General features: G+C 35.9%; 21 protein-coding genes. 17 read left to right on the forward strand and 4 right to left on the reverse strand.

Annotated elements, in window-relative coordinates; all coding sequences use genetic code 11:
• Positions 1 to 33 precede the first annotated feature (33 nt).
• From BXY58_RS04695 to BXY58_RS04710, 4 genes are all read left to right on the forward strand, one after another.
• A complete protein-coding gene (locus BXY58_RS04695) occupies positions 34 to 2,922 on the forward strand; it encodes a SusC/RagA family TonB-linked outer membrane protein (protein ID WP_120212670.1) in 2,889 nt (962 codons plus the stop codon).
• A gap of 10 nt (positions 2,923 to 2,932) precedes the next feature.
• Positions 2,933 to 4,555, forward strand: coding sequence for a RagB/SusD family nutrient uptake outer membrane protein (locus BXY58_RS04700; RefSeq protein ID WP_120212671.1), 1,623 nt, complete (start codon positions 2,933 to 2,935; stop codon positions 4,553 to 4,555).
• A 226-nt stretch (positions 4,556 to 4,781) separates the two neighbouring features.
• Complete coding sequence (locus BXY58_RS04705; RefSeq protein WP_120212672.1) at positions 4,782 to 7,814, forward strand: SusC/RagA family TonB-linked outer membrane protein; 3,033 nt, start codon at positions 4,782 to 4,784, stop codon at positions 7,812 to 7,814.
• A 19-nt stretch (positions 7,815 to 7,833) separates the two neighbouring features.
• Positions 7,834 to 9,261 (forward strand): SusD/RagB family nutrient-binding outer membrane lipoprotein, encoded by a 1,428-nt coding sequence (locus BXY58_RS04710; protein ID WP_120212877.1) that lies wholly within the window; start codon positions 7,834 to 7,836, stop codon positions 9,259 to 9,261.
• 119 nt (positions 9,262 to 9,380) lie between these two features.
• On the opposite strand, the gene ffh is transcribed toward BXY58_RS04710, so the two are convergent.
• The gene (gene ffh, locus BXY58_RS04715) at positions 9,381 to 10,745 is read right to left on the reverse strand and encodes a signal recognition particle protein (protein ID WP_120212673.1); all 1,365 of its coding nucleotides are present in this window, start codon (positions 10,743 to 10,745) and stop codon (positions 9,381 to 9,383) included.
• A 447-nt stretch (positions 10,746 to 11,192) separates the two neighbouring features.
• On the opposite strand from ffh, the gene BXY58_RS04720 reads away from it, so the two are divergent.
• The 10 genes from BXY58_RS04720 (at position 11,193) to BXY58_RS04765 (ending at position 18,832) form a co-directional block, all read left to right on the forward strand.
• On the forward strand, positions 11,193 to 11,447 hold the full coding sequence (locus tag BXY58_RS04720; RefSeq protein WP_147366807.1) for an AtpZ/AtpI family protein: 255 nt from the start codon (positions 11,193 to 11,195) through the stop codon (positions 11,445 to 11,447).
• The gene (locus BXY58_RS04725) at positions 11,431 to 11,802 is read left to right on the forward strand and encodes a hypothetical protein (protein ID WP_120212675.1); all 372 of its coding nucleotides are present in this window, start codon (positions 11,431 to 11,433) and stop codon (positions 11,800 to 11,802) included. Before BXY58_RS04720 ends, BXY58_RS04725 begins: the two co-directional genes overlap by 17 nt.
• A gap of 60 nt (positions 11,803 to 11,862) precedes the next feature.
• Positions 11,863 to 12,981: a F0F1 ATP synthase subunit A gene (gene atpB, locus BXY58_RS04730; RefSeq protein WP_120212676.1), complete on the forward strand. Its 1,119-nt coding sequence runs from the start codon at positions 11,863 to 11,865 to the stop codon at positions 12,979 to 12,981.
• 38 nt (positions 12,982 to 13,019) lie between these two features.
• On the forward strand, positions 13,020 to 13,211 hold the full coding sequence (gene atpE, locus BXY58_RS04735; protein ID WP_027384648.1) for an ATP synthase F0 subunit C: 192 nt from the start codon (positions 13,020 to 13,022) through the stop codon (positions 13,209 to 13,211).
• An 86-nt stretch (positions 13,212 to 13,297) separates the two neighbouring features.
• Positions 13,298 to 13,795, forward strand: a complete 498-nt coding sequence (locus BXY58_RS04740; protein WP_120212677.1) for a F0F1 ATP synthase subunit B — start codon at positions 13,298 to 13,300, stop codon at positions 13,793 to 13,795.
• A 5-nt stretch (positions 13,796 to 13,800) separates the two neighbouring features.
• On the forward strand, positions 13,801 to 14,337 hold the full coding sequence (atpH, locus tag BXY58_RS04745; protein ID WP_120212678.1) for an ATP synthase F1 subunit delta: 537 nt from the start codon (positions 13,801 to 13,803) through the stop codon (positions 14,335 to 14,337).
• 17 nt (positions 14,338 to 14,354) lie between these two features.
• Positions 14,355 to 15,932, forward strand: coding sequence for a F0F1 ATP synthase subunit alpha (gene atpA, locus BXY58_RS04750; RefSeq protein ID WP_120212679.1), 1,578 nt, complete (start codon positions 14,355 to 14,357; stop codon positions 15,930 to 15,932).
• Between the two features lie 78 nt (positions 15,933 to 16,010).
• The gene (gene atpG, locus BXY58_RS04755; protein WP_120212680.1) at positions 16,011 to 16,877 is read left to right on the forward strand and encodes an ATP synthase F1 subunit gamma; all 867 of its coding nucleotides are present in this window, start codon (positions 16,011 to 16,013) and stop codon (positions 16,875 to 16,877) included.
• A 291-nt stretch (positions 16,878 to 17,168) separates the two neighbouring features.
• The gene (locus BXY58_RS04760; RefSeq protein WP_120212681.1) at positions 17,169 to 18,527 is read left to right on the forward strand and encodes a hemolysin family protein; all 1,359 of its coding nucleotides are present in this window, start codon (positions 17,169 to 17,171) and stop codon (positions 18,525 to 18,527) included.
• A 2-nt stretch (positions 18,528 to 18,529) separates the two neighbouring features.
• Positions 18,530 to 18,832 carry an ATP-dependent Clp protease adaptor ClpS gene (locus BXY58_RS04765; RefSeq protein WP_120212682.1) on the forward strand — a complete coding sequence of 101 codons (303 nt, stop codon included), beginning with the start codon at positions 18,530 to 18,532 and terminating at the stop codon, positions 18,830 to 18,832.
• A 39-nt stretch (positions 18,833 to 18,871) separates the two neighbouring features.
• Here BXY58_RS04765 and BXY58_RS04770 read toward each other — a convergent pair whose 3' ends face one another.
• Positions 18,872 to 20,152, reverse strand: a complete 1,281-nt coding sequence (locus BXY58_RS04770) for a Y-family DNA polymerase (protein ID WP_120212683.1) — start codon at positions 20,150 to 20,152, stop codon at positions 18,872 to 18,874.
• Positions 20,153 to 20,239: 87 nt separating this feature from the next.
• Here BXY58_RS04770 and BXY58_RS04775 point away from each other — a divergent pair, with 87 nt between their 5' ends.
• The 3 genes from BXY58_RS04775 to BXY58_RS04785 all read left to right on the forward strand — a co-directional run bounded on the left by BXY58_RS04775 (position 20,240) and on the right by BXY58_RS04785 (position 23,607).
• Positions 20,240 to 21,016: an XRE family transcriptional regulator gene (locus BXY58_RS04775; RefSeq protein ID WP_120212684.1), complete on the forward strand. Its 777-nt coding sequence runs from the start codon at positions 20,240 to 20,242 to the stop codon at positions 21,014 to 21,016.
• 23 nt (positions 21,017 to 21,039) lie between these two features.
• On the forward strand, positions 21,040 to 21,648 hold the full coding sequence (locus tag BXY58_RS04780; RefSeq protein WP_120212685.1) for an alpha-ketoglutarate-dependent dioxygenase AlkB family protein: 609 nt from the start codon (positions 21,040 to 21,042) through the stop codon (positions 21,646 to 21,648).
• A gap of 114 nt (positions 21,649 to 21,762) precedes the next feature.
• Entirely contained in the window at positions 21,763 to 23,607 is a 1,845-nt protein-coding gene (locus BXY58_RS04785; RefSeq protein WP_120212686.1) for a T9SS type A sorting domain-containing protein, read from the forward strand.
• Between the two features lie 51 nt (positions 23,608 to 23,658).
• Here the strand turns inward: BXY58_RS04785 and BXY58_RS04790 are convergent, their stop codons facing one another.
• Together BXY58_RS04790 and BXY58_RS04795 are read right to left on the reverse strand one after the other, a co-directional pair.
• Positions 23,659 to 24,921, reverse strand: coding sequence for a M20/M25/M40 family metallo-hydrolase (locus BXY58_RS04790; RefSeq protein WP_120212687.1), 1,263 nt, complete (start codon positions 24,919 to 24,921; stop codon positions 23,659 to 23,661).
• A 116-nt stretch (positions 24,922 to 25,037) separates the two neighbouring features.
• Positions 25,038 to 26,219: a M28 family peptidase gene (locus BXY58_RS04795; RefSeq protein ID WP_120212688.1), complete on the reverse strand. Its 1,182-nt coding sequence runs from the start codon at positions 26,217 to 26,219 to the stop codon at positions 25,038 to 25,040.
• Between the last annotated feature and the right edge of the window lie 71 nt (positions 26,220 to 26,290).

Raw genomic sequence — 26,290 nt, forward strand, 5'->3', positions numbered from 1 at the left:
ATATTTGTCACTCAAATATAAAATTTTGTTAAAATGAATGTGAAATTAAAAATCTTTTCAGGTATTGGCGCATTATTTTTTACAGGACAAGCTTTGGCTCAAAATGTTAAAAATGACACTGTCCCAACTGAAAAATCGATTGCAGAAGTCGTTGTTTTAGGTTATAGTAGAACCACGACTAAGGCAAAGTCGAATGAAGCAGTTACTACAGTGGGTGCGGAAACTTTAGAAAATCGCCCTAACGTATCATTTTTAAATTCCTTACAAGGTGCTGCTCCTGGTATAACCGTCAACTCTATGTCTGGTTCACCAGGTTCAGGAAAGTTTAATATTTTGATCAGAGGATTAAGTTCTTTAAACGCATCAACTGATCCTTTATACGTAATAGATGGGCTGATTTCTAGTGGAACACAGTTTAGAAACCTTAATGCTGAAGATATTGCATCTGTGAGTGTTTTAAAAGATGCACAGGCTACAGCTGTATATGGAAACAGGGGAGCAAATGGGGTTGTAGTAATTAATACAAAAAATGCCAGATATAACTCGGGATTAAAGATTAATTATAATGCACTTTCATCTTTTTCAACATTTCCTAAGCCTAGTTATAATACGGCAAATGCAAAAGAATTTTTACAAATTCAGAAGAATTATGGTGCAGGTGAGGGAAATCTTTTGACTCAAGCTCAAATTGATAATTGGGCTGGAGCTGATACAGATTGGGGAAAAGAATTTTTCCAAACTGGTATGAGCCAGTCTCATAATCTTGGTTTTAGATTTGGTGGAGAGAATGTCGCAGTATATTCTTCTTTAGGATATCAAGATGTAGAAGGTATTATGAAAAGTACTGATTTCAAAAGATTTACATTTAGGAATAATATTACTGGAAAGTCTTCTAATGGAAGATTTACTTATAACTCACAATTAGCAGCTTCTTACTCTAGAAGACATCAGTTTGATGAAGAAACGAATACTGCTATTAATGCTAATGTTGTTCAGAATCCACTTTTCGGATCATTAATGGGACGTCCTACAATTTCTCCTTATAGATATGCTAATGGTAGAGGTTTATTTGCTGCTATAGGTACAAACACGGCGGGGAATAATGCCCTTGTTCTTTCAGATATTATTAACGGAGGTATAAGAAACCGTTTTACAGAGATGGGTGTATTAGCAAATCTTAATCTAAATTATAAATTAACAGACTATTTAAGTATTGGAAATAAAGTAGGTGTAGATTACAAAAACTCTGATAGAGTGTTAGCGAGAGATCCTAATGGATTTTTATCCTTAGCAGTTGCTGTCCCTTCAGGAATTCCCTATGGAGGATCAGAGACAATGAATAATACAAGTGATCTCACATTTAGTAACGTTACAAATATTACTTTTAATAAGTCTTTTGGATTACATACCCTAACTGCAGCGGCTTATATGGATTATCTAAAAGTTCATTGGCAGTTCAAACAACAAACTCAAAACGGATTAGATCCTATTAACTGGAAGTTTGGCGCAGGTACCGGTTATGTTCCATTTAATACTGCTACGCCAACATTATATCTTCCTGCAGTTTCGGGTAGACAAATTAATGGAGGAACCTTAGCTTACTTTGGAACTTTGGATTATGACTATGATGGTAAATACGGTATTGCTGGAGTAGTTAGGAGAGATGGTTCTTATAGATTTTTACCTGCAAATAGATGGGAGACATTCTGGTCAGCATCAGCAAGATGGAATATTGACAAGGAATCCTTTATGGAAAATACTAATTTTAGAATGTTAAAATTACGATTTTCTGCAGGTACAACCGGTAATCAGAATTTAGGAGTGCCGGCAGATAATACTAACCCACTTACTCTTAATGCTTCAAACTATTTAGATTATTATGGGACAACATTAACTGCTAGCTCATTCATGGGGTTACCGGGATATCTTATGAGTAATTTGAGTAATACGCAACTAAGATGGGAAAAAGTAACTCAATATAATGCTGGTTTGGATTTTGCATATAAATTTGTAGAGGGTAATATTGATGTATATAGAAAAGTGACTAGCAGAATGTTCAATGATTTAGTTGTTTCAGCCCCTGCAGGACCTCCATCTACAATAAATACAACAACTAAATTTATTCGTGGTAATAATGGAGAAATGGAGAACAAAGGAATTGAAGCTTTATTACGCTTCAATGTAATAAATAACGATAACGTAAAATTTTCAGTTTTTGTTAATGGAGCTTATAACAAAAACGAAATTATATCCCTTGATAGAGAAGATACAACAGGAGATTTTGTAAATGTTGTGGGTGGTCCTGCTTATCAATGGCATCTTTATCCTTACATTGGTGTAAATTCGGCTAATGGTAATCAGCAATTTCTTGATATTAATGGAGCAATTACTGAAACCCCAGTCGCAGAAGACAGAAGATTAACCGGGAAATCATACCTACCTAAATTTACTGGAGGTTTTGGTTTTAATGCTGAATATAATGGATTTTTCTTAGACACATTGTTCTCTTTTCAACAAGGTGGATGGATATATGATAACTTCTATCAATGGCAAATGACTCCTGCATATGCTGGAGCGAATTATAATGTTTCTGCGGATTTGTTAAATGCCTGGACACCAACTAATACTTCGGCTAATGTACCTAGTCTTTCAGCTTCAAATATAGGAAGAGAAGGTCAATCGGACAGATTCTTATATAGATCAGATTTCATCAGGCTAAAAAATATTTCATTAGGTTATAGTTTTACCAGAAACCAGTTAGGTAATCTTCCAATTAGTGGATTCAAAATTTTTGCTCAAGCTGAAAATTTAATCACTTGGTCAGATTGGAAAGGTTATGATCCTGAACCAATGAACAGATATTCACTCAATATCTTCCCTAACGCTAAGACAGTTTCTGTTGGGTTTAATGTTGAATTTTAATTAATTAAATATGAAAAGAACAATAAAAAGTATATTTTTACTAGGAAGTTTAGCAGTCTCAACATTAGTTGTTAATAGCTGTCAAGATGCATTGGATATGGTCCAGCCTGAAATTATACAGGAAGAAGATATTTTTGTATCTGTGAATAATATGAATACATATTTCAATGGTTCTGTAATGAATTTGTTAGAACCAAATTATGAAATTTATGTTACTGCTGTACTTACAGATGAAGTAAAGCCAGGAATAGGTAGTGGAGGACAAGAATTTGGACTTCACAGATATATTCTGGATCCTTCTACAACCTTGGTTGAAAGTATCTGGTATTCTCACTACAGGGTTATAAATCGTGTGAACAGATTAATAAAAGGAGCAGAGAGTGTAACTCCTACTACAGCTGCAGAAACAACACAGTATAATACAATTCTTGCTCAAGCAAGAGCTATTAGAGCATACTGTTTGCTTCAACTTCAAACATTTTTCTCGGAAGATATGAAAAATGATAATGGATTAGGTGTCTTGATTTTTGATTTTGTTCCTGCGGATCCGTTAGCGATTAATTTACCTAGAGCAACTAATGCCCAGACTTTTGATTTTATCAATGCTGATTTGGACTTTGCTAGAACCCGTCTTAATTATACAACAAGTACTTCACCACTATATACAGTAGATCGTGGATTTGTGAATGCTTTATCTGCAAGGATGAATCTTTATAGAGGCAAGTATGATTTGGCAAAACAATATGCTCAAGATGTTATAGCTAATTCAGGATTAAGTCTAACAGTTGCTAATCCTATTGCTAATGCAGCGTCTGGAGCTTTAACAGAGCCTGTTAATAATCCTGCAGTGTCGCAAACTACAGTATGGAATAATGCATTCTATGGAGGAGCTAATGGTTTGGGAGCATCTTTCAATCCATATAGAAACCTATGGAATGATACTAGTCGAGGGGAAATTATTTTTTCGTTGGGAAGACCAGTTGGTAGTGGAGGATTAAATATTGGTGCTAGATTTAATACAAATACTTCTACAGCTACAGGTTCACCAATGTGGAACTGGGGAAGGAATTTATTTAATATCTTTTATAATACAGATGGAGATATAAGACGTTTTGCTTATTTAGATCCATCTTCAAAAATTGATCCTAATTATCTTACAAGTTCAAATCCAAGATCTACAGACGTATTGGTAGTTGATAAATATCCAGGTAAGACAAGTGCGGCAGTAAGAAATGATTTGAAAATTTTTAGATTGTCTGAAATGTATTTTATACTAGCGGAAGCGGCTGTAGAAGAAAATCAACTTGGGACGGCTGCTGGATATATTCAGCAGGTTAGAGTAGCTAGAAACTATAAAGGAACTGCTACAACCCCCACTTATACTAATACTCAAATTGCTTATCAGGATATCCTTAAGGAAAGACGTGTTGAACTTGCTTTGGAGGGACATAGATATATCGACTTAAAAAGATTAGCTAATAAAGCAGGAGTTACAATGGATAGAAATCAGACTGATGATGATATTGCTGTTACTAATCTCCCAAATGATAGTTATAAATATACTTTACCTATTCCATTAGCTGAGATTAATGCCAATCCTGGAATTAGAGGTCAGCAGAATACTGGTTATTAACATAACTAATAAAAATTTTTAAAAAGCCCCAATGAATTTTGGGGCTTTTTTTAACACTTATGATAGAGTGAATTTTATTAATAAATATGATTTAAATAAATGAGATACTATGTGTTAAATAATTTAATTTAAATTTTAACATATTGAATTTAACAATTATTAACAATTTATGTTGGATATATTAATAAAGTTTTGCAAATTTGTTTATTGAAAAATTTGATTTGATATGAAAAAATTAACAACAAGCGTATTAGCAGTAGTGCTTTCATCGTCTTTTGCAGTAGTTTCTGCACAAACGGTTCAAGACACAGCGAAAACGCAAGATATTGAAGGCGTAGTAGTTACGGCTTTGGGTATCAAAAGGGAAAAAAGAGCTTTAGGTTATTCGACTACGGAAGTAAAAGGTGATCAGGTTTCTTCAGTTCCAGTGGCTAACGTTTCTGATGCCTTAGCTGGGCAGGTAGCTGGTCTTAACATTCAACAGTCAGGTACTATGGGAGGTTCCACTAATATGGTTATTAGGGGAATTAAATCTTTAACATCAAGTAACCAAGTATTAGTTGTTGTTGATGGTGTACCAATTAATAATGACACTTATAACCAAGCGGGAATGCAATCTGGCCAGGGATCATATGACTATTCTAATGGTATGGCTGATCTTAATCCCAATGATATCGAAAGTGTAAACGTATTGAAAGGTGCTGCGGCTAGTGCACTGTATGGTTCTAGAGGTATGAACGGAGTTCTTATGATTACCACTAAAAAAGGAAAAAGAACAAAAAAAATCGGTGTAGAATTTAATAGTGCCTTGACTTTAGGAACTGTAGATAAAACAACATTACCAAAATATCAACATGAATATGGAGGTGGATACACAGGTAGTTCATTTTATAGTGGAGATATAAACGGGGATGGAACTGTAGATAATAATATTGTCTATACTTATGATGATGCCTCTTTTGGTACTGCATTTAATCCTAACATGATGGTTTATAACTGGGACTCTCAGTATCCACAGTTGCCAGGTTATCTCAAACCTACTCCTTGGGTGGCTGGTAAAGATCCAAATTCAGTATGGGGACCTTCTGCCACTTATCAAAATTCAGTAGCATTTTCTGGAGGTAATGAAAACGGAAGATTTAGATTAGGTTACACGAATTTTAATCAGGATGGTGGGCTACCAAATATGTCTATTAGGAGAAACACAATTGATTTTACTGCGGATTATAATTTGACGGATAAGTTAAATGTATTTGGAAGTATAACCTATACAAATACACGAGGTAAGGGTAGGATATACACTGGATACGAATCTCGAAACCCAATGCAAGGATTCAGACAATGGTGGAATATGTCTGTTGATTTGGAAAAACAAAAGCAGGCTTATCTAATGACGGGTCAAAACCTGACTTGGAATATTAAAGATTATGAAAGCCAAGCTGTTGGCTACACAGATAACTTCTATTTTAACAGATATGAAAACTTTCAGACAGACAACAGAAATCGTTATTTTGGTAATTTCGGGTTAAATTATAAATTGACAAATTGGTTAAGTTTCATGGGAAGATATACATTCGATGTATATGATGAACTCCAAGAAGAAAGAGTCGCCATTGGATCTTCCGATCAAGGAAGGTTAAGTAACGGAGGTAATGGCGAATATTATTTCAGAGACCAAAGGGTTTATGAAATGAACTATGATGCTATTTTTAATGTTGATAAGGATTTTGGGGATAATTTTAACTTAAATGGTAATTTTGGTTTCAATTACAGACGTAATGGAAGAGTTGGTAATAGTGCAGTAACTAATGGAGGATTAAAAGTTCCGGGTTTATATTCTATAACTAATACGGCTGAGCCATTAACAGAGAATAATTTAAGTCAATTTGACATTAAAAAAAGTGTAGATGGGTTATTTGCTCAAGCAAGCTTGGGGTATAAAAAAATGTTATATCTTGATGGATCAGTAAGAACTGATAGATCTTCGGCCTTACCTACAGATAATATGAGATATTGGTACTATTCTGGGGCAACAAGTTTCGTTTTCTCTGAATTGTTTGCTAATAAAGATATAGTGAATTTTGGGAAAGTAAGATTTAATTATGCTAAGGTAGGTAATGATACAGGGGCTTATCAGCTTTATAATACTTATACTTTTATACCAGCCATCTCAACCGAAGCAGGGAATGCTTTTGGAGCTTCATTACCTCAAGTAACTAACAATCCTAATCTGCGTGCTGAGTTTATGCACGAATTAGAGGCGGGCTTAGAAATGGCATTTCTAAAAAATCGCATAAGTTTCGATTTGTCAGTTTACAAACAAAAAACTGAAGATCTGATTACTCCTACAGATATTTCTTCTGGATCTGGATTTACAGGTATGTGGGTTAACTCTGGAGATATAGAAAATAAAGGTATTGAAGCAAGATTAACTGTAGTGCCTTTTAAAACTAAGGATTTTTCTTGGGAATTAACTGCTAACTGGTCTAAAAATAAATCAAAGGTTACAAGAATTAATGGCGATATACCTTTCCTTGAATTCGCTTCTATGTGGAATGTTACAAGTGGAGCTCTTTTGGGAGAGTCAACAGGAACCATCAGAGGAACTAATTATGTTTATCTAAACGGTGAACGAGTTGTAGGAGCAAATGGTAAATACCTTATCAGTGATGATCCGCAAGAGGTTATTGGTGACGCTGTTCCTGATTGGAGAGGAAGTGTTATGAATACTTTAAGATACAAAAATTTAAGTTTAAGTTTCTTAATTGATGTTAAGCAAGGGGGGGATGTATACTCTCAAGATATGGCATTCGGTCTTGCAACAGGACTTTATGCTGAAACGGCTGGCCTAAATGAATTAGGGAATCCCGTAAGAAATACAGTAGCAAATGGCGGCGGTATTATTTTACCTGGAGTAAAAGCTGATGGATCTCCAAACACTACAAGAACTCAAATGTCTAACTACACTAATGGGTTAGGTTATTATGGAGGACCAGAAGCAATGCATGTCTATGATGGATCTTTTGTGAAATTGAGAAATGTTACTATATCATATAGATTTCCAAAAGAAACTTTAGGACTGTCCTTCATAGATAGTATGACTTTATCATTAATCGGAAGAAACCTATGGATTATTCATAAAAATGTTCCTTACGCTGATCCAGAAGCTGGGTTGGGTGCTGGAAATGCAATTGGATTCCAAAATGGTGCACATCCAACCTTCAGAGAATTTGGAGCGAGTTTAAAGGTTGAGTTTTAATAACAATAAATTTAGAAAAATGAAAAAAATAATATTAGGATCTTTAGTGGCATTGTCTCTAACAGCTTGTTCCGATGAGAATTATGCTAATCTAAACGTAGATCCCAAAAACCCTATAGAGGTACCAGGTAATTTCTTGTTCACTAATGGTGTTAAGAGCTTATTTGATCAGATGGGTAACACTAGTGTAAATAGAAATATTTTTAGATTAGTAGCTCAGCAATGGACAGAATGTCAGTATACAGAGGAAACAAATTATGATATCAGAAACAGAGGTATTCCTGATACTCACATGAACCTAATGTATACGAATGTTTTGCATGACTTGAAAAAAGCTAAGGAAGCAATTGCTGCAGATGAAGAGCTTTTCCCTAATGAGAAAGTAAATCCAGAAGCCATGATTACTATCGTAGAGGTTTATGCTTGGCAGCAATTAGTTGATTTGTTCGGAAATATTCCTTATTCAGAAGCTCTACAAGGATTGAATAATACTACGCCTAAGTATGATGATGGCCTTACAATTTATAAGGATTTGCTTACTAAAGTAACTACTGCTTATAATTCATTAGACGCTTCCTTACCTGGAATGGAGAGAGATATTGTTTATAACAATGATATCTCTAAATGGAAAAAATTGGCAGCCTCATTAAAATTTAAATTGGCTATGCGTTTAGCCGATGCAGAGCCCACTTTATCTAGACAGCATGCAGAAGAAGCTTATAATATGGGTCTCATAAGTTCTAATGATGATAATTTTACATTACAGTATGAAAATAATACTGCTAATGCTCATCCATTATATGCTGATTTAGTTCTAAGCGGAAGACAAGATTTTGTACCAGCTGATACCTTTGTAGATTATTTGAATGATCTTGAAGATCCTAGACGACCAGTATTCTTTGATGACAACAAAACACCTTATGTTGGTGGAGTATATGGAGATTTTAATACTTATACGGATTATACAAACATTGGTAAGGTTTTCTTCACTCGAACTTTGAAAGGTGATTTAATGGATTATTCTGAAATTTCTTTTTTACTATCTGAAGCTAAGGAAAGAAATTATAATGTTGGTTCTACAGCTGCAGCTTATTATACGCAAGGTATTACTGCCAGTATGGAATATTGGGGTATTCCCGCAGCTGATATTACTACATATTTAAACAGAACAGATGTTGATTATGACACAGCACCAGGAACATGGAAAGAAAGATTGGCAAAGCAATTCTGGATTGCAATGTACAATAGAGGTTTCGAAGCTTGGTCTGTTTGGAGAATGTATGATGCTCCTGGTTTAAGATTGCCAGCTGCTACTGAAACACCAGTACCATTTAGATTTACTTATCCAGTAAGAGAACAAAATCTTAATGGAGCTAATTTAGCGGCTGCTTCTGCTGCTATTGGAGGTGATACCCAGCAAACAAAATTATTCTGGGATAAGTTCTAATTAATTAGATTAAATAAAAAACCGCAGCAATGCGGTTTTTATACATTAAATTTAGAATAGAAAGCAAACAAAAAACCGAAGTATTCAATACTTCGGTTTTTAATTTATAGATAAGGATTTTACTTCCCAAACAATCCGCCACTCATTCCAGGTATATTCGGCATTTTGCTCATCATCTGCATCATTTGTTTACCTTGAGGGCCTTGCATCATTTTCATCATTTTGCCCATCTGGTCAAACTGTTTCATCAAGGCATTAACATCTTCTAATTTTCTACCAGCACCTTTCGCAATTCTTTGCTTTCTGGAAACGTTAATGATAGAAGGCCTTCTTCTTTCGTCAGGCGTCATCGAGTGGATGATCGCTTCGATGTGTTTGAAAGCATCATCATTGATGTCCACATCTTTGATTGCTTTCCCAACACCTGGAATCATCCCCATCAAATCCTTCATATTACCCATTTTCTTGATTTGGTTGATCTGCTTCAGGAAGTCATCAAAACCAAATTCATTCTTAGCAATTTTCTTATGAAGTTTCTTAGCTTCCTCTTCATCAAATTGTTCTTGAGCTCTTTCTACTAAGGAAACAACGTCTCCCATCCCAAGGATTCTGTCCGCCATCCTTTCCGGATAAAAAAGATCCAGCGCTTCCATTTTTTCTCCAGTAGAGATAAATTTGATTGGCTTTTCAACTACGGAACGGATTGTCAACGCAGCTCCACCACGGGTATCACCATCCAATTTGGTAAGAACAACACCATCAAAATTTAAAGTGTCATTGAAAGCTTTAGCTGTGTTTACAGCATCTTGCCCTGTCATCGAATCTACAACGAATAGCGTTTCGGTTGGTTTAATCGTTTGATAAACCGACTTGATTTCGTTCATCATTTGCTCATCAATCGCCAAACGACCAGCCGTATCCACGATGATCGTATCGAATCCATTTGATTTTGCGTAATTAATCGCATTCTCAGCAATCGCAACAGGATTTTTATTGTCGATTTCAGTATAAACTTCAATATTGATTTGAGTTCCCAGAACTTTCAACTGGTCAATCGCTGCAGGTCTGTAAATGTCACAAGCTACCAAAAGTGGTTTTTTGCTTCTTTTTTGTTTCAGATAGTTGGCTAATTTTCCTGAGAAAGTCGTTTTACCAGAACCTTGAAGACCGGCAATCAAAATCACCGTTGGCTTACCAGAAAGGTTGATTCCTTCTTGAGAACCACCCATTAAATCTACCAATTCATCGTGAACAATTTTCGTCATCAATTGTCCTGGTGTAAGCGATGTCAAAACGTTTTCTCCGATCGCTTTATCCTGAACCCTTTTAGTAAGGTCTTTGGCAACTTTGTAATTTACATCGGCATCCACCAATGCTCTTCGGATTTCCTTTACCGTTTCTGCAACGTTGATTTCCGTGATTTTTCCACGTCCGGAAATATTATGAAGCGCTTTATCTAGCTTGTCTTGTAAACTGTTAAACATAACTTTAATAAGATATTTAAGGTTGCAAAAATAAGAAAATTTAAACGAAAGTTACAGAATCATACTCTAGAATTATCAATCAGCACATATCAGTCATCGTTTATTTATTTGGGCAGCTTAATCCGCCCGTAGTTTATCCTGAGCGAAGTCGAAGGGCTCTTAATCTTTTCACTCCGCTGCGCTGCGTAAAAAGGATTTCCGCTCAAGTCGGGCTGCAGATTCCACATAAAAACAACATTTATAATAAACACAATGTTGTCATTTTGCAGGAATCTCGACAGCTAAGTTTAGATTCCTAAGGAATGACAATTGATTATTAAATGTATTTCTTTGTTGAGCGAAGCGCCTTTGTTAAACTTAAAAACATATAATCAAATAAAAAAACTTTGCGCTCTTTGCGTTCAAAACTCCAAAGCAGATTTTCCTTACTTTTGCAAAAATCAAAAATTGGAAGACAAAAAAAATAACGCCTCCGATTCCCTTAGAAAATATGGAAAGTATTCGTCTGTCATTTTTCAGATGCTTTTTATTATTGGGATTTCTTTTTGGGGCGGACATCAGTTGGATTTGTATTTTGAAACCGGTTCCAATGTTTTGGTTTTGGTGATTGGTCTCAGCGGGCTTTGCCTTTCATTATACACAACCTTGAAGAGACTCGAAATTTTAAATAAAGAAGAACAGGACGATGCAAAACAAAAGTAACCTTATTATCACTGTGATATTTTTTCTCACATTTATTATACATTTCGCAATTTGGAAATTTGCATTTCATCTTGACGAAGTGGTTATTATCAAGTTTTATCTGTTCCTCGCCATTATCTTTATGATGATGATAACGCTGATTGTACTCATTAACAAAATCGTTCCGCAGTTTCTCGGGTTGGCGGTGATAGGGCTGATTCTGGTGAAATTCGGGATGATGTATATGATAAAAAATAAGCTTCATTTTGAGGAAATTCCAAACTATAAGTTCCATTTTATCATTCCCTATTTTGTTCTGACAGCGTTGCTTACTTACTATGCTATCCGGTTAATTAATTATGACAAAAAACAGTAAAAATATTCTTCAAAAGAAAAAAAATAGTCTATTTTTGCAAAACGAAAAAAAAATCTACCGATGCTAAAGAAAACGGCAATTTTATTTTACAGTTTATTGATGTGTGCAACCACTTTTGCTCAGCATGAAAATGTTGAAAATCAACACGGTAAACCTGTAACTGAAACTTCTGAACTTTCTGAAAAAGACCGCGCTACCAAAGAAGTCAAAGAGTTTGTGGATCATCACATTTTGGATGCTCATGATGTAGCGATTATGGTAGATAAGGATGGTCATCACATCGGGTTTCCATTGCCGGTGATTATTTATGATGAAGGATTTCATTTCTTTATGAGTAATACAAAGGGTGTGGATGGTCACGAGTTTATCCACGGTTCTCCGGTAGAGAGCAATGGTAAATTCTACACGCTTCACCACGAAAAAATCTACAGAACAGATTCTAAAGGAACAATTACATTAGACGAAGCTCACCACCCAACTGAAAAAAGAGTCTTGGACTTGTCTATTACTAAAAGTGTTTTGGTGATTTTCTTAGTGGCGGTTTTGATGATTGTTTTGTTCGGTGGAATGGCAAGGTCTTATAAAAAGTCATTGATTCCTTCGGGTGCTGCTAAATTTCTGGAGCCAATTATTATTTTCGTGAGAGATGATATTGCGATTCCAAACATCGGACACAAGTATAAGAGATTTATGGGTTATCTGTTAACGGTATTCTTCTTCATCTTATTTCTGAATGTTTTAGGTTTGATGCCTTTCGGGATTAACGTAACGGGTAACATTGCGATTACATTCTTCTTGGCGATTTTGACTTATTTGATTACAACGTTCTCTGGATCAAAGGACTATTGGAAACACATCTTCTGGATGCCGGGCGTTCCTGTTCCAATGAAGTTTATTATGTTGCCGATTGAATTATTAGGAACATTGACTAAGCCATTTGCATTGATGATACGTCTTTTCGCAAATATGACAGCGGGTCACATCGTTGTAATGACTTTAATAGGTTCAATTTACATTTTCAAAAACTGGATTGCAGGTGTTGCGTTTCCGTTCTTGACATTGGTTATCTATTTATTGGAAGTATTAGTAGCGTTTTTGCAGGCTTATATCTTTACAATGCTTTCGGCTTTGTTTATCGGTATGGCTGTGGAAGAGCACGAGCATGACCACGCTCATTAATTAAATTAGAAAAAAAACAATTTTTTAAATTATATATTATGGAAATCCCTAGAATTATTGGTGCAGGTCTTATTGTACTAGGTGTAGGTATCGGTCTTGGAAAAATTGGTGCGGCTGCTCTTGAAGCAATCGCTAGACAACCAGAACAATCTGGAAAAATCCAAACTGCTATGCTTATTGCTGCTGCACTAGTAGAAGGTGTTGCTTTCGCTGCGTTATTCGCATCATAAGCCAAACAAAACTTAAAACATTGTTGTAGCGGTTGGCTGCAACAATGTTTAAATTTAAAATTTTAAAAAATTAATCTCACTATATAATGGAATTACTTCATCAGTTTTCATCAGGATTATTTATTATTCAGTCCATCATTTTCTTAGTATTGCTTTTCATCTTAGGAAAGTTTGCGTGGAAACCAATTCTTAAATCTATCGATGAGAGAGAAACATCTATCATTGATGCGCTTAATCAGGCAAAATTGGCTAAACAAGAGATGGCTCAGTTGAAAGAAGATAACGAGAGAATCCTACGCGAAGCAAGAGCCGAGAGAGACGGTATCTTGAAAGAAGCGAGAGAAATGAAGGATAAAATCGTTAACGAAGCTAAAGACAGTGCTAAAGTTGAAGGCGAGAAAATGATTGAGGCAGCCAGACAATCTATCCAAACGGAAAAGAATGCGGCGATGGCTGATATCAAAAACCAGATCGGAACGCTTTCTGTAAACATCGCTGAAAATATCTTGAGAGAGAAATTGAACAATGATGGCGCACACAACGCTTTGGTAGAAAATATTCTTAATAAATCTAACCTTAACTAATCAGGATGCTGACATCTAAAGTAGCTAAAAGATACGCACAAGGTTTATTGGATTTCACACAGGAATCCGGTAAGACAGAATCGGTTTTTGCTGAGATGAAGGACGTTGTTAAAATTATGTCTGAATCTAAGGAATTAAATCAATTTCTTAACACGCCTTTCATTGATGCCAGAAAAAAAGATGCTGTCGCTTTGGAAATTTTTAAGAATTTTTCTTCGGTTTCTAAGAACATCATCAGATTGGTTATCAAACAAGGCAGAGAAGCTCAGCTTAAAAATATTGCTCAGGAATTCATCAATAAAGTAGAAGATATCAAAGGAACGCAACGTATCTCTTTGGTTACGGCTAGCAAATTGTCAGAGCAAAATATTCAGAAAATAATTGCTGATTCTAATATGGTCAATGTTTCTAACTATGATTTGGAAACAATTATCAAACCGGAAATTCTCGGAGGTTACATTCTGAGAGTAGGTGACCAGCAAATCGATGCTTCAGTTAAAACAAAACTGAACAATATCAAAAAAGAATTTCAACTTAATTAAGAAAAAACAACCATATAATGGCAGAAATAAATCCGGCAGAAGTATCAGCGATACTGAAGCAGCAATTAGCAAATTTCGATACTCAATCTAACGTAGAAGAAGTTGGAACTGTACTTACAATCGGTGATGGTATCGCTCGTGTTTACGGTTTAGAAAATGTGCAGTACGGAGAATTGGTAAGATTCGAAGCTGGAGTAGAAGGTATCGTTCTTAACCTGGAAGAAGACAACGTAGGTGTGGCGCTTCTTGGTGAATCCAAAATGGTAAAAGAAGGCGATACTGTAAAAAGAACTAACAGAATCTCTTCTATCAAAGTTGGAGAAGGAATGCTTGGTAGAGTTGTTGATACTCTGGGAAATCCAATCGATGGAAAAGGACCTATCGAAGGTGACCTTTACGAGATGCCTTTGGAAAGAAAAGCGCCGGGAGTTATCTTCCGTCAGCCGGTAACCGAGCCACTTCAAACTGGTATCGTTGCTATCGATTCTATGATTCCTGTAGGAAGAGGACAAAGAGAGTTGATCATTGGTGACAGACAAACTGGTAAAACAGTAGTTGCTATCGATACAATCATCAATCAAAAAGAATTTTATGATGCTGGTCAGCCAGTATATTGTATATATGTTGCAATTGGACAAAAAGCTTCAACCGTAGCTCAAATCGTTAAAACTTTAGAAGATAAAGGTGCTTTAGCTTATACAGTAATTGTTGCAGCTAACGCTTCTGACCCAGTTCCAATGCAGGTTTATTCTGCAATGGCAGGTGCTTCTATCGGAGAATATTTTAGAGACACTGGTCGTGCTGCTTTGATCGTTTATGATGATTTATCAAAACAAGCAGTTGCTTACCGTGAGCTTTCTCTTCTATTGAGAAGACCACCGGGCCGTGAGGCTTATCCAGGAGACGTTTTCTACTTGCACTCCAGATTATTGGAAAGAGCAGCAAAAGTTATTGCTGATGATTCTATCGCAAGACAAATGAATGATTTGCCAGAATCTCTTAAGCCAATCGTTAAAGGTGGTGGTTCATTAACAGCACTTCCAATCATCGAAACTCAGGCTGGTGACGTTTCTGCATATATTCCTACAAACGTAATCTCTATTACAGACGGACAGATTTTCTTGGAGTCTGACTTGTTCAACTCAGGGGTTCGTCCTGCGATCAACGTTGGTATCTCTGTATCGAGAGTTGGAGGTAACGCTCAGATCAAATCAATGAAAAAAGTGTCTGGTACATTGAAATTAGACCAGGCTCAATATAAAGAATTGGAAGCGTTTGCGAAGTTCGGTTCTGACCTGGATGCTGCTACATTGGCAGTTATCTCAAAAGGAGAAAGAAACGTGGAACTTTTGAAGCAGCCGGTTAACTCTCCACTTCCGGTAGAAAGCCAAGTGGCGATGATCTATGCAGGAACTGAGAACCTATTGAGAAATATCCCAATCAGAAAGGTAAAAGAATTCCAGGTAGAATATGTGGATTTCCTAAGAAACAAACATCCGGAAGTGATGGCAGCTCTTAAAGCCGGTAAAATTGATGACCAATTAACTGGTGTTTTGAAGCAGGTTGCAACAGAACTTTCTGCGAAATACAACTAAAAAAGTTCAATGTTCAAGGATTCAGAACGATTGGTTTTGAAACCTTGAACTTTTAAACAATAATCTTTGAACTAAAGAATGGCAAACTTAAAAGAAATACGAGGCAGGATTTCATCTATATCTTCTACGATGCAGATTACAAGTGCTATGAAAATGGTTTCCGCGGCGAAACTGAAGAAAGCACAAGACGCAATCGTAATGCTGAGACCTTACTCAGAAAAACTTCAGGAGATTATAGAGAACGTAAGTGCTGCTTCTGATGCTGAGAACATCTCAGAATTCGCTATAGAAAGAGAAGTTAAAAAAGTGCTTTTCATTACGGTGACTTCCAACAGAGGTTTGGCTGGAGCTTTCAACTCTTCTGTTATCAAAGAATTGAACACTCAGTTCTCTGCTAACGAAAATGTAGAAGTAGAAGTTTTGACTATCGGTAAGAAAGCTTTTGATGCACTTAGAAAAAACAAAACTGTTTACGAAAACCACAGTTCTTTGTTTGACAATCTTTCTTTCGACCACGTTTCAAATATGACAAGTAAAGTGATGTCAGATTTCAAAGCTGGAAAGTTTGACAAAGTTTACGTTGTTTATAACAAGTTCATCAACGCCGCTACTCAGGAAGTAGTAACTGAGCAAGTTTTACCAATTGCAGTTTCCGCAGAGAAAGCGGGTTCAGATGTTAATGTAGATTACATCTTCGAACCAGGAAGACAAGAAATTTTGGAAACATTGATTCCAAAATCGATTAAAACTCAGATTTTCAAAGCTGTCTTAGATTCCGTAGCATCAGAACACGGAGCAAGGATGACAGCGATGCATAAGGCGACCGATAATGCAGAGGCACTTAGAAATGACCTTAAGATTTTCTATAACAAAGCAAGACAGGCAGCCATCACCAACGAAATATTAGAAATTGTTTCCGGAGCAGAAGCGCTTAAGAACAGTTAATAAAGATAAGTTAAAGTTAGTAGTTAGTTATAAAAAGCATTGGAGGTCAAACTTCAGTGCTTTTTATTATTTTGGGTAATTTGATATTCAATTATTTTTATTTGGGCAGCTATTTCCGCCTTCCACTCCCGCTATTTTTTGCCTTCGCTTTCCAGCTACAAAAATGAGCTCCGTTCAAGTCGGGCTGCTGTAATTCTATGTTTCAAGTCAATTTTCCAGACTTAATACTCAGTACAAATTCAAATTAAAAAAAATATCTATCTTTGTAGATATTGTATATAACAACATTAAATGGACCCCGATAGTTTAGTCAAACTTCTCATTGCATTATTTTTAGTTCTTCTGAATGGCTTTTTCGTAGCCGCCGAATTCTCAATCGTTAAAGTACGATACTCCCAGATCCAGCTCAAAGCTGCAGAAGGGAACACAATGGCAAAACAAGCCGAAAATATTATCAAAAATCTTGATGCTTATCTGTCAGCAACCCAGTTAGGAATTACGTTGGCATCACTTGCCCTTGGTTGGGTAGGAGAGAGTGCTCTGCATCATATTATAGAATCTATTTTTCATTCATTGAATATTGAGTTGGCTCAAACTACGGTTACAACTATTTCAGTCGTTTGCAGCTTCTTGTTGATTACAGTGATGCACATTGTATTTGGAGAATTAGTGCCAAAATCGATTGCGATTAGAAAATCGGAATCGACAACCTTGTTCATTGCATATCCTTTGCATCTATTTTATAATGTCTTCCGCCCATTTATTTGGTTAATGAATTCATTATCTAACGGGTTTTTGAGAATTATCAAAATTCATCCAGCTTCGGAGCACGATATTCACTCTACAGAAGAATTGCAGTTGTTGGTAAAACAATCCGCAGACAGTGGAGAAATCGAAGAAGAAAATTATGAGATCATCAAGAATGCATTTGATTTTACAGATCATAATGCCAAGCAGATTATGATCACGAGGCAAAATATTTCTTCTATCGATATTGAGGATGACAAGGAAGAAATCATTTCTCAGATTATGGACAGCGGCTATTCGCGTATTCCGGTTTATGAGGGTTCTATTGATAATATTGTAGGGATTTTCTATACGAAAGAAATTATCAGAGAATACATAAAAAGCAAAGGCGAACTGACTCACGAGGATCTGAGAGGATTGATGAGGGAAGCTTTCTTTGTTGTTGGGAGTAAGAAAATATCAGACTTATTGAAAGTATTCCAATTCAAAAAACAGCATATGGCGATTGTTATTGATGAATTTGGTGGCACCGAAGGAATCATTACGCTGGAAGATATTTTGGAAGAGTTAGTCGGCGAGATCCAGGATGAGGAAGATGAAGAAGATAAGATTGTTGATAAAGTTGGAGATAATACCTATTGGGTAAAAGCAACGCAGCCTTTGGAAGAAATCAACGAGTGTCTTCCCAAAAAAATCCCGCCTTCCGAAGAAGGAGAATATAATACATTGGCCGGTTTTATTTTGAATGAATTACAGGATATCCCGGAAGAGAATCAGGAATTCGATTACGGACCTTACCATTTTAAGATCCTTAAGATGCAAAATAAGAGTGTGGAATTGGTAGAATTGTTTTACAACAAATCTTTGGTAGAAGATATCACAGACGAAATCACTGAGGGTTAATTATGAAAATCTATAACAATAAATCTTATGATCAGCCAAAACGACAATATGAGGAAGAAGTATTGGTTTTGGAAGAAGAAGATGAAGTGTACAAGCTGGTGCTTCATAATGATGATGTCAATACATTTGATTTTGTGATAATGTGTCTCATCGAGATTTGCGAGCACACTTTGGAACAGGCAGAACAGTGTACAATCCTGGTTCATTACAAAGGAAAATGTACTGTGAAAACCGGAGCATTAGAAAAACTTAAACCGATGAATCAGGCATTACTTGACAGAGGTTTGAGCTCGGAAATAGTATAAATTAAAAAGATTACAGGAATTTGTAATCTTTTTTTGTTTCTATTGAAATCTGTAATTAGCTTCTGGTAAGGTATTATTCTTCAAAAATTCTTCATACTCCGGAGAGAGAATTGCTCTTCCGTAGGTGTTCTTTCCGGACATGCCACCTAATCTGATTTTATCTTTTCCGTATTTTGAATTCAGTTTATCAATCGCTTTCATAATAGGAATATGCTTGGAATCGATATCATTTTCAAAAAGATTAATCAGTCTTTCGTTATCAGGAACAAAATCCGAAACCATCACGCCAGCTTTCTTGTAATGAAAGCCTTCTTTGTAAATCGCTTCAAATATAGAATGGGCGTACTTTGCCAAAACAATCGATGAGCTGCTGGGATTCGGAAGAACGATAGAAAATCCGTCCTTATATTCGCCCAATTCTTTCCGGAATCTATTAGTTTGAATAAAAACACTAATGACTTTGCAACAGGAATTTTGTTTTCTCAATTTTTCTGCACAATAGATGGCGAAAGTTTCGATACGTTCTGCTATTTCCTCCTTATTAGTAACCATTTTCATAAAGCTTCGGCTTACCATTATCGATTTTTTATCAGAAGCTTTATCAAGTTTCAGCTGCGGAATTCCCTTCAGTTCGTTAATCATTCTTACACCGTGTATTCCCATAATTTTCCGAACCCACATTTCAGGTTTTTGAAGCAGATCCCAAGCCTTATAGACACCACTATCTTTCATTTTAGCGCTAAGTCGCCTTCCTATTCCCCATACATTCTCAATATCGAGGTTTTTTAATGCTTCTTCTATTTTTTCTTTAGAATCCATTATATAGACACCACTAGCATATCTGTCAGTTTCTTTTTTTACAATGTGATTGGCAATTTTGCAAAGCGTCTTTGTTGGAGCTATTCCGATGCTTGTGGGAAGTTTAAGATCATCATTAATTTTTTGTCTGATTTTACAACAATACTCATTCAGATTAAAATATTTGAAACCGTTAAAATCCAAAAATAACTCATCAATGCTATAGATCTCATATGCACCGTTTGGTAAAAAACTTTTTGCCATTTCCATCACTTGCTGACTACGAAAATTATAAAGTTCAAACTTCGCAGATAAGACTTTAACATTGTTTGCGGCGAACAGATCTTTGTATTTAAAAGCAGGAGCGCCCATTGGGATTCCAAGTTCTTTGGCTTCATTGCTTCTGGACACCACACATCCGTCATTGTTAGATAATACTACAACAGGATGATCCTCTAGTGTAGGATCTAAAGTTCTTTCACAGGAAACAAAAAAATTGTTGCAGTCGAGGAGTGCGTACATAATAAATTATGACATAATATTTCTTAAGAACAAATTTAGTTACATATTTGAACAAAATTTGTATTTTTGTTGTTATAAATTATAACAATGTCAATTTTTTCAGATAATATCAGGTTTTTAAGAGCTAAGAAAGAAATCACTCAGCAAGATTTGGCAGATACATTAATCATTACAAGGTCAAGATATGTTTCCTACGAAGATGGACGTTCGGAACCACCAATTGAAGTGTTGATTAAAATGTCAAAATTTTTTAATGTCAGCATTGATTTGCTTTTGACGGTGGATATCAAGAAATATCCGTTGGAAGAAATGATGAATCTCCCCGACAATAGGATTTTGTTACCCATAATTATAGATGAGTCCGGAAATAACAGCATAGAAATCATTCCACAAAAAGCTTCGATGGGTTATCTGTCGGGTTACAGCGATCCAGAATATATCGAAAGTCTGCAGCGGATTTCATTGCCATTTTTGACTAATGGAAAGTATAGAGCTTTTCCTGCGCAGGGCGATTCTATGCCGCCCTTCAAAGATGGTTCCTACATCATTGGGAAATATGTGGAAGATATTGAAGATTTGAAAAAGAACAAAAGTTACATTTTTGTGACTCTGAATGACGGAATTTCCTACAAACGATTTAAGTCTAAAAATAAACAGTCGATTGAGGTAGCTGCGGACAATTCTTTCTATAAGCCTTATGAGATTCCGCTGGGTGAGATTATGGAAATCTGGCAATATGCATCGGGTATTTTTCCGGAAGATTTTGAACCGGAAGATTTTGATAATTATAACCTTAAAGATATGTTTCTGGAAATAAGAAAGGACATCAAACTATTAGATGAAAAAGTTTCCAATTCCAAATAATTTTAAATTCTTAATAAAAATCTATGCAGCTTAGTTTATTCGATTCAGGCGATTACTACCAGTTTCCTGCGGAGTTATTGGACTATACCGAGCATTTTTTGTCTGAAGATAAAGCAACCAGTCTTGAGAAAAAACTCATCGAAAGTGTTCCATGGAAACAGAGAATGCAGAAGATGTATGATAAAGAAGTGCTCACTCCACGTTTGACTGCTTGGTATGGCGACGATGATAAGTCTTATCATTTGGGAGGTAATAACTTCAGTGTGAATGCCTGGACGCCGGAGCTTTTGAGCATAAAGTATAAAATCGAAAAACTGACGGGTCACAAATTTAATTCCGTATTGCTGAATTTTTACAGAGATGGGAACGACTCTGTAGCTTGGCATCGTGATAAAGAAAGCGAATTAGGAAACCGTCCGGTAATTGCTTCTGTGAGTCTCGGTGAGATAAGGAATTTTGATTTCAGAAAAAAAGACAATCATCGGAATAAGTACAGTTTACCCTTGCAGCACGGTTCTCTGCTTATTATGAAAGGCGACCTGCAAACCAATTGGGAACATCGGATTGCTAAATCCAACAGACCAATGAGACCACGTATTAATCTTACTTTTCGTCAGATTCGTGAATTATAAATGATATTTCACCTTGTTATTTTTATTTTTCTAATGAAAAGTTATATTTGTTGATTTTAATAATGTTGATTTGAATAAAAATTATTATTTTTAACATTAATTAAAACAATACTTATGAATTTAAAAATCAATTTTCTGGTAGCCAGTTTTGCATTGACCTTTTCTACAATGTACGGACAGACTACCACACTCGAATCTAAAGCAAGAGATTGGATTTCTAAAAACTCAAACAAAATAGGAACGACGTCCAAAGATAATTTTGAATTTCAATCTTCCAGAAAAAGTTTGTCAGGAGAAACCTTAAGATTCCAGCAGACTATTAACGGAATTCCTGTTTATGAAGGGGATATTGCGATACATTTTAATAAGCAAGGAGAAGTAACCTACGGAACAGAAATAGCCGTTTCCAAACAGCTGAAACAAGTTGATACGACTCCGACTTTTAATAAAAGTGATGCCTTCGAAACGGCAAAAATTGCAGCTGAAATCAAAGGCGAAATTACCCATCAGGAAAATGATCTGTATGTTTTTTTAACAGAAGGCGGACAGACTAGATTGGTGCATAGAGTAATCATCAATTCTTATGAAACTTCTGGTGATTGGGAAATAATGGTAGATGCACATTCCGGAGACGTACTCAGAATCCTTGATATTGCCAACTATCATCACGACGATAACCGAAAGAAAAAATCAAAACAGAAGCCGGCAGAGATGAAAGCGGCCGGAACGGCTTATATTTTTGATCCGGATCCACTGTCCAGAGCGCACGTAGCTTATGGGGGAGATTATGTTGATAATAATGATGCGACTAATGCAAGTCTGGACGCAGCAAGAAGTTTGGTGACTTTGCCGGATATCACCTTATCAAATGGTGTATATAGTTTAAAAAGCAAATATGTCCAGATAGCAGACTTTGAAGCGCCTTCAACAGGACTTTTTACACAGTCTTCTCCCGATTTTCTTTTCAACAGGAATGAACAAGGTTTCGAAGCGGTAAATGCATTTTATCATATCGATAGAAGTCTCGCTTATATTAATGAAACTTTAGGAATCGTTTGTAAATCTACGCTTAATGGCGGTGTAATAATGGTTGATCCACATGGATTGAACGGTGATGATAATTCACATTTTATTCCCAGCTCCCAAAGATTAGCTTTCGGTGAAGGTTGTGTAGATGATGCGGAGGATGCTGACGTGGTTTTACATGAATTGGGACATGCTATTCATCATTGGGTTACCGGACTTAAATCTTCTTCCGCTCAAGGTTTAGGAGAAGGTTCCGGAGATTATTGGGCAATGTCCTACAGCAGAAGTCTGAATCAATGGGCAAAAGCGGAACCTCAGTATAACTGGATGTTTAGCTGGGATGGTCACAACGAATGCTGGGCCGGACGTGTAACCAATTATGCTCCAAAATATCCTACAAGCACAATTAACAATTCATCCTATATCCACATCAATGGACAGATCTGGGCAACATCTCTAATGAGAATCTATGACAGAATCGGCAAAGAGAAAACAGACCGCATCTTCTTGGAAGGATTAGCGATGACCAACTCTTCCGGCAACCAGCAGACCGCAGCTGTTGCGGTGAGACAGGCTTCAATTGATATGTTGGGAACTTATGGCTTCACTTGTGATGATGTCAACATTATTACAGAAGAATTGACGACATCTGGATATACACTTCCTGCATATCAATGTACAAGTTTGGCAGTTTCTGATCTTGCCAAAAATTCAGTATCTGTTTATCCAAATCCTGTAACTGAGAAATTAACTGTCTCAATGAACTTCAAAAAAGCAGAGACAGCAGAGATTTATAGCTTAGAGGGAAGAAAAATTTCTGAGACTAATATTAATTCTAATAATAATGTCATCAATGTTTCTACTCTGAGCAAAGGTGTTTATCTATTGAAGATAAAAGGAACTGATATTGCTCAGAAGTTTATCAAGAATTAATTGAGATAGATTTTAAAATAAAAAACCGATTGTCATTCAATCGGTTTTTTATTAGAATTTCACATTGAAAACTTTTTCTTCGCCGTTACGTTTTACGGTCACAGGATATTCTTCTCCAGCGTTGATCTTTGAAAGGCAGTCCATATAAGAATAAACCTCTTTCACTTCACATTTTCCGATTTTCGTAAGAACGTCGCCTTGTAAGATTCCCACATTCGCTGCAGGTCTGTTGTCGATGACACCATCGATGCCCATTCCGTCTTTTGTATCAGCATAATTTGGCATAATTCCCAGACTCACTTTATATTTTGGAACTGCTTTCGTTGCAGTAACCGCCGTTTTTGTGAACGGAATTTCCTTTTCATTTCCTAAAGCATTAGCCAAATTGAAAACATAACTGGTAATGATTTTCTGCCCTGCATAATTGATTTTGTCAGCATCATCAGTCGGTTTGTGGTAATCATTGTGAGTCCCAGTAAATAAGAATAAAACCGGAATATCTTTCAAATAAAAAGACGTATGATCGCTTGGTCCAACACCAGATTCATCCAAAGACAGATTAATACTTTCAGGTTTATATTTTTTAACCAAATCTGATAGAATAGGAGAGGTTCCAACGCCACCAACAGTCAGGTTGTTGTCTTTATTCAGTCGTCCAATCATATCCATATTAATCATTAAAATCGTGTTAGGATAATTGGTTTTGATAGTTTCTGCTAATTTTTTAGAGCCCATCAATCCATCTTCCTCGCCCGAGAACAATGCGAAAACATAATTCACATTTTCTTTTGTTTTATTCTGTGAGAACATTCTTGCTAATTCCAAAACAGCAGCAGTTCCAGAAGCATTGTCATCAGCGCCGTTATGGATTTGTCCATCAGAATTAGCTAGAGTAGAATTGTGGTGTTCGTTGAGTCCAAGGTGATCATAATGTGCTCCAATGACAATTGTTTTCTCTGCTTTGTTGTCAAGAACGGCGATTACATTTTTCCCTTTTACAGCTGTGGATGTTTTGTCATCGTGAGGATTTAGCTTAACACTGTATTCAAAGTTTTGGATGAATTCTTTGCCTTCATAAGGCTTCAATCCTAATTTTTTAAATTCAGATGAAAGATATTTAGCAGCTTTGGCTTCACCTTCAGAACCCGTCAATCTTCCCTGTAATTCATCTGAAGCTAAAAAGTAAATATGTTTTTTGAGATTATCTTCATTAACCTGCTCAGGATTTGATTTTTGCTGAGAATAATATAATGTGGAAATCCCTAATAATGAAAGTGTTGATACTTGTTTTAATTTGGTTATCGATAAAAACATTTTGTCTAATTTTTATTAAGAACAAATCTAATGTTTTTTAATCGATTTCTTATCCCAATATTTATCATAAAAAATCCCGAGATATTCTCAGGATTAATATTTAATGGATTACTTAATTATTCAATAATGATTTTTTTGGTGACTTTCTTATTGTCAACAGTTATCGTTCCAAGATAAACGCCAGGCTTCAAATGTGAAATATCAATTTGCTGAATGTTATCCTTGCTAACTAAAATCTGACTTCCATTCATATCCGTAATTTCGAATGTGAAATTCTTTATTGAATTAACAATTTTCAAATTCAATGTATTCTTAGCTGGATTTGGATAAAACTGTGTGGATTCCAAATTTTTTGAAACAATGTCTTCCGTAGCTAAAGTTGTAGTGGAAGCTGTTGCGAAATGTTGAATTGATCCAATTGCAGATTTTCCAACATTCAAAACATAAACCGGATCCATATTCACCAAAAGATCATTTGCCGTGTGAACGTAAGGATTGTTATAGCCACCTTCGTATTCCCAATATCCAGTGATGATCTCGCCATTTTGCTGGAAAGGAACATAATCGGTGCTTTCTGCCGGATCAAAATCCACCGTTAACGGCGAATATAACAAAGTGCAATTGGCTAATTCCTGAACAGCAATGGCAGCAGCAGCATTATTGCTTGATGGAGAACTTTGATCTTTGTCGTGATAAAGTTTGGTATTGGCTTTTGTGGCTAATCCGCCAACCTGATCTAGATTTACAACGACTTTGATGTCCATTTTCGGGCTTGTTCCATTTACGATTTGAGAAACATATCTGGAGCTTCCCAGAAGACCTTGTTCTTCACCAGAAAAATGAATGAATTTGATCGAATATTCTGTAGGAACATCTTTTAAGATTCTAGCCATTTCAAGGATTATTGATGTTCCGCTTCCGTTATCATTAGTTCCAGGACCATTAATGGAATCAAAATGCCCACAAACAATTACAAATTTATTAGGATAAAGTGTTCCTGTTTTTGTTACTATAAGATTTTTTGAAGAGTAGCCGCTCGCAGTCCAGGAATGTTCAAAAAAATCTGCGGTTGTGTAACCTAAAGAAATATATTTGTTTTTTATCCAGTTAAAAGTATTGATATTCTGTGTGGTTCCAGTTCTTTTGACACCTAGAGCTTCAAATTCCTGTAAATAAGAATTGATGTTCACTTGAGAAATTTGATTAACTCTGTCTTGATAAGCCTGGATAAAAGTTTGGGCCTTCAATATAGAGACAAATGCTAAAAGAGTAAAAAGAATTGTAGATCTTTTGATCATATTTTAAAAATTTTGACAAAAATAAAAAAATCCTGAGATAATTCTCAGGATTTTATATTGATAACAAAGAT

The sequence above is a fragment of the Epilithonimonas arachidiradicis genome, assembly GCF_003610695.1.
GTDB classification, from domain to species: Bacteria; Bacteroidota; Bacteroidia; order Flavobacteriales; family Weeksellaceae; genus Epilithonimonas; species Epilithonimonas arachidiradicis.